Origin of the sequence: Bacillus sp. JJ783, assembly GCF_036963225.1 — a bacterium.
Classification (GTDB): domain Bacteria; phylum Bacillota; class Bacilli; order Bacillales; family Bacillaceae_G; genus Bacillus_A; species Bacillus_A cereus_U.
In genome coordinates this window covers 18,724-29,469 of the sequence record NZ_JBALMG010000055.1, presented here as the reverse complement: position 1 = coordinate 29,469, position 10,746 = coordinate 18,724, and the positions used below count along the sequence as shown (strand labels likewise).

Sequence of the window (10,746 nt, the reverse complement as noted above, 5' to 3'; positions counted from 1 at the left end):
AACTTCTTTGCTCCAGCCGAATTTTGAGGTGGGAGTTTTACTACCCACAAATAGCGGGATAAAGAAAAGGAAGAGTATTGAATATCTCTTCCTTTTTGGCAGGCTAATTTGTTTTCTTTTCTTTAATAGACTTCACTAATTTAATCATTTCTGCCCGTATATCTTCTTTTTTAACATTTAATTTTTCCGCAATTTGTTTAATATCCATCCCATCTTTTTTCATTTTCAGTACATCATCGAGAGAAGTATTACTTTTTTGAGCGATGATTGTTAATACCGTGAGCTGACGTAAGCTGATATTATACTCTTTCATTTTTTGTTTTAGTCCATCTGGTGTGGACTTTTGCATATTTGCTAATTCTTGCAGTAGTGCTTTTTTCGTTTCTTTATTCATATGATGCTTTTTCAATTTACTTGGATCTACACCGAAATGCTCGGCTGTTTTCTCCCAAGATTTATTTTGCTTATAGTAAGCTAAAACATCTTTAATTTCCTTTTTACTGATTCTTGCAATGTGGGCAGCTTTCCAAATTTCATGTTTGTTATAGCCGAGTTTTTCGAGAGACTGCATTTCTTCCTCTGAGATTGGCTTATGATGGTGCATTGTTACTTCTTTTGGCGAGGCAGCGGAAGCAGGGAAAACAGACACCCCGCATAATAATGCTGCCATAGTCATACTTACTGCGATTTTCTTATACATGTAAACTCCTCCTAGATGGGTAATGTGGAAAACTCACACATATCATTTCCATAAAATGTGAAAAACTTGTGAACAAGTTAAGTTTTTTTATTCACAGTATGAAAAGGAGTTTTTATAAGTTTTCCAACATAAAACATTGATTAATAGTGAAAAACTAGGTTATAATCGAAATTGAAAATCAATATCAATAACAAGCTTATACATATAGATAAAAATAAGGGAGAGAAAAATATGACTACATATACTTCCATCGCAAATGTGATTAAAGAAAGACGTTCTGTTCGTACATTTACAGATAAAGCAGTAGACAAAGAGCTATTAATTGAACTATTAAACGACGCAACATGGGCACCGAATCATAAAAACCGTGAACCATGGAATTGTAAATTATACATTGGAGAAGGCCGTCAGAAATTAGTAGACGCAGTATTAAACTCTTTCACAGAAGAAGAAAGAGTGAAACGCGGCAAAATTTTATCTGACCGTTTCTTAAGCACACCTGCACAAATCGTTGTATATATGAATGAAGATCCGCGTCAAATTCCACGTGACGAAGATTACGCTGCAACATGTGCATTTATGCAAAACTTCCAATTACTTGCTTGGGAACGCGGCTTAGGATGTGTTTGGAAATCAGGTGGATTAAACTACAATCCACTATTTATAGAAGGAATCGGTTTAACAAGAGGCCAACGCATCGTTGGAATTCTTCATATCGGCTATTTTGATAAAGCACCAGAAGGAAAAGCTCGTACGCCGATTACGGAGAAGATGGAGATTATTGAGGGTTAATTAGAAAGAGGCATTCTCGTTTTTTCGGGGGTGTCTTTTTATTATGCAATCAATCCTCATGAAAGCTTGTTCCTCATCATACACTTTCTTAAGGGAAAGTGTAAGGAGGGAAAATAATGAGAGCAAGTGAAGATAAAGCATTGCAATATGCGATTGCGGAAATTACGGAAATTGCGACTGGATTTGGGCTTGATTTTTATCCGATGCGTTATGAAGTATGTCCAGCGGAAATTATTTATACATTTGGTGCATATGGGATGCCGACGAGGTTTTCACATTGGAGTTTTGGAAAGCAATTTTTCAGAATGAAATTACAATACGATTTAGGACTTAGTAAAATTTATGAACTCGTTATTAACTCTGATCCATGTTACGCCTTTTTATTAGATACGAATTCTTTAATTCAAAATAAACTAATCGTAGCGCACGTTTTAGCGCACTGTGATTTCTTTAAAAATAATATTCGTTTTTCGAATACGAAGCGAGACATGGTAGAAAGTATGGCTGCAACAGCGGATCGTGTGAAAGCATATGAGCATAAGTACGGAAAGGCAGAGGTAGAAACATTTTTAGATGCCGTACTTGCCATTCAAGAACATATTGACCCGTCACTTATGCGCCCGAAACTTGCATGGAGTATTGAAGATTTAGAAGAGGATGTAGAGAAGAAAAAGATATCACAGTACGATGATTTATGGAATTTAGATGATCGAAATAAAACACGAGAACGACCTAATATGCATAAAAAGAAGAAAATCCCTCCGCAACCAGAAAAAGATTTACTCCTCTTTATTGAAGAATACAGCCGTGAGCTAGAAGAGTGGCAGCGCGACATATTAACGATGATGCGTGAGGAAATGTTATATTTCTGGCCACAGCTTGAAACGAAGATCATGAATGAAGGCTGGGCTTCCTACTGGCATCAACGTATACTTCGTGAAATGGACTTAACATCTGGTGAAGCAATTGAATTTGCGAAATTAAATGCAGGTGTCGTACAGCCATCAAAAACAAGTATTAATCCATACTACCTCGGTATTAAAATGTTTGAAGATATTGAAGAACGCTACAACAATCCGACAGAAGAAATGAAAAGGCGCGGTGTGAAGCCTGGTTCTGGTCGCGAGAAAATGTTTGAAGTACGGGAAATTGAATGGGACGTATCGTTCCTAAGAAACTACTTAAATAAAGAACTCGTAATGAGAGAAGATATGTACTTATTCCAGCGCCAAGGAAAAGAATATAAAGTAATTGATAAAGAGTGGGAACATGTGCGTGATCAACTTGTAAATATGCGTACAAATGGAGGTTTCCCGTACTTAGTAGTAGAAGATGGCGACTACTTAAAGAATGGGGAATTGTACATTAAACATAGCTATGAAGGAATTGAGCTAGATTTAAAATACTTAGAAAAAGTATTACCGTATCTTCATCAGCTATGGGGAAGAACGGTGCATATGGAGTCGATTGTGGAAAGTAAGGGCGTTGTGTTTTCTTATGATGGGAAGATGGTGCATCGGAAGTATGTGTGAAGAAAAGAACGGACATAGAATTCTATGCCCGTTCTTTTTAATTTGGAACAGAATTAAATATGCTATTCTTGAAGAAAGGGAGTTATATATAGAAATGGAGCAATTCAAATGAGCAAAATAGGGGTATGCAAGGTGGATATTACGCCTCCTTTAGGTATTGATTTTATCGGATATCATAGGGATACAGGAATTAATAATATTGAAGAGCGTATTTACGGGACAATCTTAGTATTTGAGAAAAATGAAATGAAAACTGTGTTTATAAGTATTGATAATATTGGGATGATAGTAGACGATACGAATATTATTCGTGAACGAGTAGCTAGTGAGCTTCATGTGCCAGTTGAGCGAATAACAGTTGTTTATATTCATACACACTCTGGTCCAGAAACGGTCGGAGATGACCCTCTAGTACAGTCGTATAAAACGATTTTAGTAAATAATGTAGTGCAAGGTGCCGTTACTGCGAATAACAACTTGAAGCTATGTGAAGTTGGATGGGGTGTTACGACAGGTGATATTGGAGTAAACCGAAGAGAGAGAACATCTGATGGAAAAGCGAAGATGGGAACAAATATAGAGGGCATTGTAGATAAACGTATTGGTGTTTTAACAATGAGAAATGCTGAAACGAAGGAGTTAGTTGGGATCGTTGTATTTTGTACTGCTCATCCGAATGTTTTAAAAGGGGATAGCGATGTATTATCAGCGGATTATCCTGGAATGACGAGAGAGATTTTGGAGAAAATATTAAACTGTCCTGTTATTATTGTTCAAGGTGCCACTGGAAATGTGAATGCGAAGTATCGTGGTTCACAGGAAGCATTAAAACAAATGGCTTACGTACTTAGTGGACATGTATTAACGATATTGCCAACAGTTACATATAGCCCAATTGTAAATCTAAGAACTATTTCGACGACGATGCAAATGAAATTAAAGGATATTCCAGAAATTGAAGAGATAAAAAGAATGGCCCAATTAGCTGAGAAGCAGTGGGGTGTGAATACTGATGAATGGCTTACTATCGTTTTAGAGAAATATAAGCAAGATGTTCGGCAGTTAAGTGTTGATTTAGAAATTCAATTGTTTCAAATTAATGATGGGATATTCTCTGGAATACCGATGGAACCTTTTTCAGAAACTGCTTTAGAAATGAAAGAGAGTCTTCAAAATGAACGAGCTTTCTTTGGTGGATATACGAATGGATATATTGGGTATTTACCAAGCAAAGAGGAATATGTATATGGTGGGTATGAAGTGGAATTAAATCCTGTTGTGTATGGGCCGGTAACGAGGTTGCTAATGCCGCCGGAGGAGAATACGGCAGATTTGATCATGCAGAGAGTTATGGAATTATATAATGCATAATATATGATATATCATATATTTAAAACAAAATTTAAAGGAATCAATGATTTTAATAAAACTGTAGAAAACGAATCCATTTTGAAAAAGACTAATCAAAATGGATTCGTTTTTTATATGGAGTTTTTGTTTACCAAACAGGTCGTATGCTCGATGCAAATTTGCCGGTATTTTCTTCATTAACGAATGTTGTTAAATCCTCTTTAAGCATTTGCATTCGTTCTGCACCTATATTTGCAATCCATCGTTGTTCTATTTCAGCTATTATTTCTTCTTTTGCTTTCATTACTGCTAAACCACGCTCGGTTAAAACAATAATTTTACCTCTTTTATCAGTAGGATGCGTTTGGCGCGTGACATAACCACTGTTCTCCAGAGAATCTACCATTTTACTTATGGCTTGTTTTGAAACCCCTAAATATTCAGCTAGTTCTATACCGGTTGCTCCATTAGGAAGGATGCGTTTGAATATAAAACCATGCGCTGGCCTAATATCTTCAAATCCCAATTCACTTAATTTGTCATGTAGCTCAGTAATTAATGTGCTGAAAGATAGTGATAAAAGTGAAGTGAGATCTAATTCGTTAAGTGTTTGATGAGTCATGTATATAACCTCCTTACTTATAGTCAATTAAATTGACTATAAGTGAAAACCATTGTACTATACAAGATATAGTCAATCAAGTTGACTATGTGATAGTGGTAGAACAAATAAAGATTTATTTAAATAGAATCAATGGAGGTTTCATATGGTTAATATCGTTAAAATTAGAGGGAGTGTATTTGCACCGTATACTTTGCTGAAACCTATTAAGGATCCTGCAACAGGAAGAGCGTTTGAATATGCTGGAGATGCACGTGAATTTACACCATATGCTGTGAACACAAAGCGTTCAAGATTAGAACAAGAAGTGAATATTGATTTTTATAAAAGAGAAATTTTCACATATGCAGATGCTTGTATCGTCACTGTGAAAATTACAAATCCAGATGGCTCAATTGAGTATCAAAAAGGAGAAACAAGTACAGAAAACATTGCATGTACAAATATTGTATGGAGTGAAGATGAAGTTTCATTTGAAATGAGAGCAAGTGCAAGTAATCCGTTAAACGCGGCAGCACCTGCAGCAGATTATTTTTTGACTATACGAGTTAATGAAAGTGGTACTGTGCATGTTGAAGGTGCACATGATGGTTTCCCTTGCTATGAATTTTATAAACAAATAGACTTTGGTTCATTTGAATTAATATATACACATGATTTCAGAGAAACGGATGATACCCCAGCAGCACTAGCTGGAGAAATGGAATATAGCTTTAAAACGAAAATCTAGATATAAATATAGCGCTATTTTTTAGAAGGAAGTAGCAAACGTAAAAGAGAAAGCTATTGGTTCTAGGATTGAAATTGTGGTCTATTTTATTCAATAGTATGCAGTATATAAAATTAGAATTATAGGGGTGTTTCTTATGACGAATATCGTTAAAATTAGAGCCAGTGTATTTATTCCAATGTCTTGGACGGAACCGAGTAAGGATGTACAAACAGGGAGAGTAATACAATTCGAAGGTGATTCACGTGAATTTACACCACATGCGGTAAATACTATGCGCTCTAGAGTTGAGCAAGAGGTAGTAGTGGATTTTTATAAAGAAGAAGTGTTTTCATATGCGAACACGGGGATTACGACAGAGAAGGTTACAAATCCAGATGGTTCGGTGAATAAAAGAACAGGAAAAGCGAGTACTGAAAATATTGTGTGTACTGATATTGTATGGAATTCTGACGGTGTCCAATTCAAAATGAGTGCAAGTGCTAGTAATCCGTTAAATGTGTATGCCCCTCCTGTGGACTATTTATTAACTGTATGTGTGAAAAAGGATGGCAGTATCGATATTCAAGGAGAACATGATGGATTCCCTTGTTTCGAATTTTATAAGCAAGTAGATTTCGGTTTATTTGAACAAATTTATACACATGATTTTAGAGAAACTGGTGATACAGCTGAAGCATTAGGTGGAGAGATGGATTATAGTTTTACAAAGAGGTTATAGGAAGTATGACAATGGAACGAGGGGTTACTTCATTCGTAAATGAAATGAATTTTTTGTAGTAGATATATTGTATTAGTCATATTATCCCCATGTTTGAAGCTCGTATAGTTACAAATATGGGATAAAAAGAAATGTGAGGAATTTATATGACAGTGAAGATTAGAGTTTATTCTGATTTTATTTGTCCATTTTGTTTTTTAGCTACTGCCCCTTTAGATGGGGTTGCAAAGGAAAAAGATGTAGAAATAGAATGGATGCCACTTGAATTACGCCCTATCCCGCATCTTAAAGTTAAACCATGGAAATTGCCTTATGTGGTAGAAGCTTGGAGCTCGTTCATTCATCCTACTGCTAAAAAATTAGGAATAGAAATGAAATTACCTCGTTTATCGCGTCCGTATACTCATTTGCGATATTTACGTACCATGAAACAACTAATTACACTGTCTACAACTGAAATTCTCTTTGATTTCGAATGCCTTACAAACAAAATATTAGCACAAACGTTCGTGTGACGGTATAATTATAAGTATCTTAAAATTAAAGGAGGTCTTGCCTTATGAGTCAAAGAATTTCCTACTATGATGTTGCACCTGATGGCATGAAAATTATGATGGATATGGAGAAGTACACTAAGAAGTCTACAATTAATCGAATTACTAGAGAACTTATAAAGATTAGAGTCTCTCAAATTAACGGTTGTGCTTTCTGCATAGATATGCATACATCCGATGCTCGTAAGATGGGTGAAACCGAACAACGAATTTATTGTTTGAATGCTTGGAATGAATGTGATTTTTATACACCTGAAGAGAAAGTTGCTCTTGAACTATCTGAGCATATTACTCTAATTCCTACTAAAAGAGTTCCTGAAGACCTATATAAGCGAGTACGTGAACACTATGACGAGAAACAATATGTTGACCTTGTTTTGGTAATCAATCAAATCAACAGTTGGAATAGAATTTCTATTGCAATGGGAAATACAGCAACTAAAAAATAATTGCTCTCAACGAACGGAAAATAAGAATAAAATTAAAGATGTTTAAAAAATCAAAATACGGTCGTTTCATTTTTCTTTATTACGCAGTTATCATAAACTGTGACATAACCAAATTTATAAAAGTTATTGTTTCATCCTTTATAACTTTTATAATAATATTATCTTGAAACACGAAGGGACTGAACTATGCGCAGATATCAATATCTTGACCCCAAAATAAAAACATAATGGAGGTAAAAATATTGATTACAGAACTACAAACCGAAAGATTAGTTTTAAGAAAAATGAAAGCATCAGACTCAGCTAGCATGTTTACAATTTGGTCTGATCCAGAAGTTACAAAATTTATGAATATCAATAGTTTTACTGATGAAAGCCAAGCGGTAGATATGATTGAAATGCTTGATAAGCTATCTCGGGAAAACAGAGCTATTCGTTATTCGATAATTGAATTAGAATCAAATGAAATTATCGGTTCTTGTGGTTATAATTCATTTGATTTCAAAAACGCCAAAGCAGAAATTGGTTACGATATTAGTAAAGCTTTTTGGGGTAAGGGATATGCGCCAGAAGCCATTCTCTCTTTAATGGATTATGCGTTTAGTACTTTAGAATTCAATAGAATAGAAGCAAAAGTTGAATCTGAAAACATTAATTCAATAAAAGTCTTACAAAAGTTAAACTTTACATTCGAAGGGACAATGAGAAAGTGTGAAAAATCTAATGAAAAGTTTATTGATCTAAGTATTTATTCAAAATTAATAACAGATTAACTTATATTGCTTAGCCTATATTCCTTAAAATGTAGGCTATTCTTATATCTTCTATTTCAAAGTTTAAATAATTTAATAAGTCGAACAGTATTTGTCTACACTTCATTATAAACTATACACTACCGTATTTTTAAACAACTTTGTTATTGAAATGGAACAGTTTAACAACGTAGCGATGCGGATTCACGCCCTCAAAATTAAACAACTTTATTATTATTAGTCAGTAAAGGCTGTCGATTAAGAGTTAGAAAAGGGTAAAGAGAATAAATTAGATGGACTACAATGCAGTGCATTTTTACTATACCCTAGAAGGTTTGACAAAAAAACAAACCGCTTTACAATATACCCTTCAGGGTATATGATATTATACAAAGTTATAAAGTAATGTATAATGTAGTTATAATTACGGAGGTGGTCTACAGTGGAATATAATCAAGATATGAAAAATAGATTGAAACGTATTGAAGGTCAAGTTCGTGGTGTGCTTCGCATGATGGAAGAGGGAAAAGATTGCCGAGATGTTATTACACAGTTAACTGCATCCCGTTCTGCGCTAGATCGTACAATTGGACTCGTTGTGGGAACAAATTTAGAGCAATGTTTGCGCGAGCAGTTTGAAACAGGTAATGGATCAAATGAAGAATTAATTAAAGAAGCAGTTCAATTACTTGTAAAAAGCCGATAATCTGTCAAACATATGTGTTGACAGATTTTCAAAAACATTCTAAAATACCCCTACAGGTATATGTATATTAATTAGGGAGGAAATGATTATGAGTATAAAAGTTGATACGAGTTTAGACTGTAAAGGATTGGCTTGTCCGATGCCAATTGTGAAGACGAAAAAGGCGATAGAAGGGTTGGCATCAGGGCAAGTTATTGAAATAGAGGCGACGGATAAAGGATCGACGTTAGATATACAAAGTTGGTCAAGTAAAGTAGGGCATCAATATATCGGAACGAAACAAGAGGGAAATGTATTAAAGCATTATGTACGAAAATCACACGAACATGAAGTGAATGAAGTTGTGAAATATCCTCATACAATTACGAATGGGGAATTGCAAGATATATTATTAAGTGGTGAAGAGTGCACTGTATTAGATGTTCGTGAAGCGGCGGAATTCGCCTTTGGTCATATTCCATCCGCAATTTCGGTGCCGTTAGGCGAATTAGAGAGTGCAGCGTTAGATCAGACGAAGCAAATTTATGTTGTTTGCCGAACTGGTAATCGTAGTGATATAGCTTGTCAAACGTTGAAAGAAAAAGGTTTTTCAAATGTGAAAAATGTCATTCCAGGTATGTTAGAGTGGCAAGGGAATATGGAAAAATAAAATTTTTTAAATGAAAATATACCTATGGGGGTAATTGCATGGTCGCTAAGATGTTACAAGCAAAAGATGTTGCAGAGAAAGTTTTATTCGGAGAGTTATTTATTTTAGATGTTCGGAATGAAGCGGATTATGAAGAATGGAAAATTGAAGGGAAACAAATTTCTTCATTGAATAAACCGTATTTTGATTTATTAGATGGTGTAGAACATATTGTAGATGAATTACCGAGGGAGAAAGAGATTTTAGTTGTATGTGCGAAAGAGGGTTCTTCTCAGTTTGTTGCAGAGCAATTGTTAGATGAGGGTTTCAATAATATTTATTATTTAGCTGGCGGTATGAAAGCTTGGAGTGAGTATGTGAAGCCGGTAAAGGTAGGGGATGTACAGGGCGGGGGAAGTATATATCAATTTAATCGTCTTGGAAAAGGATGTTTGTCTTATATGGTAGTTTCAAACGGTGAAGCAGCAGTCATTGATGCGGTGAGAACGATTGAGGCGTACGAAGAGTTTGCAAAAGAGCACGGAGTTACTATTACTAACGTAATGGATACACATTTACATGCAGATCATATTTCAGGTGGACGTAAATTAGCTGAAAAAGTAGGCGGTACGTATTGGTTACCTCCAAAAGATGCGGAGGAAGTTGTTTTCTCTTACGAACGGCTAGTAGAGGGCACTGTTATTACGGTGGGGGGTACCAAAATTGAAATTGACGCGTTATACTCACCGGGGCATACGATTGGAAGTACATCATTTATTGTAGATGATTCCTATTTATTATCAGGTGACATTTTATTTGTAGATTCAATCGGGCGTCCAGATCTGGCTGGTAAGGCTGAAGATTGGGTGAGTGATTTACGAAATACATTATATAAGCGCTATAAGGAATTATCTCAAGAGTTAATTGTTTTACCAGCTCATTACTCAAAAATAAGTGAAATGGATGAACGAGGCATTGTGAGTGCGAATTTACAAGATCTATTTAAGGAGAATATAGGATTAAATATTGTCGATGAGATAGAGTTTCGTAAAACTGTAACGGAGAATCTACCACCTCAGCCGAATGCTTATGAAGAAATTCGTCAAACGAATATGGGGAAAATCCATCCGAGTGTGGAAGAAGAGCGTGAAATGGAGATTGGTCCAAATCGTTGTGCAGTTCATGAATAAGGATATAAAGTGAAACTTTA

The 10,746-nt window shown here is 35.3% G+C and carries 12 protein-coding genes and 1 pseudogene; 11 read left to right on the top strand and 2 right to left on the bottom strand.

What is annotated here, in order from left to right; all coding sequences use genetic code 11:
• Positions 1-103: 103 nt before the first annotated feature.
• Positions 104-700: a hypothetical protein gene (locus V7038_RS12865; protein WP_002201700.1), complete on the bottom strand. Its 597-nt coding sequence runs from the start codon at positions 698-700 to the stop codon at positions 104-106.
• A gap of 231 nt (positions 701-931) precedes the next feature.
• On the opposite strand from V7038_RS12865, the gene V7038_RS12860 reads away from it, so the two are divergent.
• The 3 genes from V7038_RS12860 (at position 932) to V7038_RS12850 (ending at position 4,395) form a co-directional block, all read left to right on the top strand.
• On the top strand, positions 932-1,492 hold the full coding sequence (locus V7038_RS12860) for a nitroreductase family protein (RefSeq protein ID WP_002159207.1): 561 nt from the start codon (positions 932-934) through the stop codon (positions 1,490-1,492).
• A gap of 116 nt (positions 1,493-1,608) precedes the next feature.
• A complete protein-coding gene (gene spoVR / locus V7038_RS12855; protein ID WP_070127937.1) occupies positions 1,609-3,024 on the top strand; it encodes a stage V sporulation protein SpoVR in 1,416 nt (471 codons plus the stop codon).
• A 108-nt stretch (positions 3,025-3,132) separates the two neighbouring features.
• Entirely contained in the window at positions 3,133-4,395 is a 1,263-nt protein-coding gene (locus tag V7038_RS12850; RefSeq protein WP_335470446.1) for a neutral/alkaline non-lysosomal ceramidase N-terminal domain-containing protein, read from the top strand.
• Positions 4,396-4,522: 127 nt separating this feature from the next.
• Here V7038_RS12850 and V7038_RS12845 read toward each other — a convergent pair whose 3' ends face one another.
• The gene (locus V7038_RS12845; protein WP_002203364.1) at positions 4,523-4,996 is read right to left on the bottom strand and encodes a MarR family winged helix-turn-helix transcriptional regulator; all 474 of its coding nucleotides are present in this window, start codon (positions 4,994-4,996) and stop codon (positions 4,523-4,525) included.
• A gap of 145 nt (positions 4,997-5,141) precedes the next feature.
• On the opposite strand from V7038_RS12845, the gene V7038_RS12840 reads away from it, so the two are divergent.
• The 8 genes and pseudogenes from V7038_RS12840 (at position 5,142) to V7038_RS12805 (ending at position 10,726) form a co-directional block, all read left to right on the top strand.
• Positions 5,142-5,726, top strand: coding sequence for a DUF3238 domain-containing protein (locus V7038_RS12840; protein ID WP_002203363.1), 585 nt, complete (start codon positions 5,142-5,144; stop codon positions 5,724-5,726).
• 136 nt (positions 5,727-5,862) lie between these two features.
• Complete coding sequence (locus V7038_RS12835; protein ID WP_002203362.1) at positions 5,863-6,447, top strand: DUF3238 domain-containing protein; 585 nt, start codon at positions 5,863-5,865, stop codon at positions 6,445-6,447.
• 146 nt (positions 6,448-6,593) lie between these two features.
• Positions 6,594-6,863: pseudogene (locus V7038_RS12830) on the top strand (DsbA family oxidoreductase); the annotation flags it as partial.
• Between the two features lie 143 nt (positions 6,864-7,006).
• A complete protein-coding gene (locus V7038_RS12825; RefSeq protein ID WP_002010721.1) occupies positions 7,007-7,450 on the top strand; it encodes a carboxymuconolactone decarboxylase family protein in 444 nt (147 codons plus the stop codon).
• Positions 7,451-7,692: 242 nt separating this feature from the next.
• Positions 7,693-8,223, top strand: a complete 531-nt coding sequence (locus V7038_RS12820; protein ID WP_002159200.1) for a GNAT family N-acetyltransferase — start codon at positions 7,693-7,695, stop codon at positions 8,221-8,223.
• Between the two features lie 421 nt (positions 8,224-8,644).
• Positions 8,645-8,908, top strand: a complete 264-nt coding sequence (locus V7038_RS12815; protein ID WP_000456201.1) for a metal-sensitive transcriptional regulator — start codon at positions 8,645-8,647, stop codon at positions 8,906-8,908.
• Positions 8,909-8,996: 88 nt separating this feature from the next.
• A complete protein-coding gene (locus V7038_RS12810) occupies positions 8,997-9,557 on the top strand; it encodes a sulfurtransferase TusA family protein (RefSeq protein ID WP_335470443.1) in 561 nt (186 codons plus the stop codon).
• A 38-nt stretch (positions 9,558-9,595) separates the two neighbouring features.
• Positions 9,596-10,726 carry an MBL fold metallo-hydrolase gene (locus tag V7038_RS12805; protein ID WP_335470440.1) on the top strand — a complete coding sequence of 377 codons (1,131 nt, stop codon included), beginning with the start codon at positions 9,596-9,598 and terminating at the stop codon, positions 10,724-10,726.
• The last annotated feature ends 20 nt before the right edge of the window (positions 10,727-10,746 follow it).

What these genes read in the sequence shown, in the direction of transcription:
- V7038_RS12825 (WP_002010721.1), top strand. Translation starts at nt 7,007, where the DNA reads ATGAGTCAAAGAATTTCCTACTATGATGTTGCACCTGATGGCATGAAA.
- V7038_RS12835 (WP_002203362.1), top strand. Translation starts at nt 5,863, where the DNA reads ATGACGAATATCGTTAAAATTAGAGCCAGTGTATTTATTCCAATGTCT.
- V7038_RS12860 (WP_002159207.1), top strand. Translation starts at nt 932, where the DNA reads ATGACTACATATACTTCCATCGCAAATGTGATTAAAGAAAGACGTTCT.
- V7038_RS12810 (WP_335470443.1), top strand. Translation starts at nt 8,997, where the DNA reads ATGAGTATAAAAGTTGATACGAGTTTAGACTGTAAAGGATTGGCTTGT.
- V7038_RS12865 (WP_002201700.1), bottom strand. Translation starts at nt 700, where the DNA reads ATGTATAAGAAAATCGCAGTAAGTATGACTATGGCAGCATTATTATGC.
- V7038_RS12845 (WP_002203364.1), bottom strand. Translation starts at nt 4,996, where the DNA reads ATGACTCATCAAACACTTAACGAATTAGATCTCACTTCACTTTTATCA.
- V7038_RS12805 (WP_335470440.1), top strand. Translation starts at nt 9,596, where the DNA reads ATGGTCGCTAAGATGTTACAAGCAAAAGATGTTGCAGAGAAAGTTTTA.
- V7038_RS12850 (WP_335470446.1), top strand. Translation starts at nt 3,133, where the DNA reads ATGAGCAAAATAGGGGTATGCAAGGTGGATATTACGCCTCCTTTAGGT.
- spoVR (WP_070127937.1), top strand. Translation starts at nt 1,609, where the DNA reads ATGAGAGCAAGTGAAGATAAAGCATTGCAATATGCGATTGCGGAAATT.
- V7038_RS12840 (WP_002203363.1), top strand. Translation starts at nt 5,142, where the DNA reads ATGGTTAATATCGTTAAAATTAGAGGGAGTGTATTTGCACCGTATACT.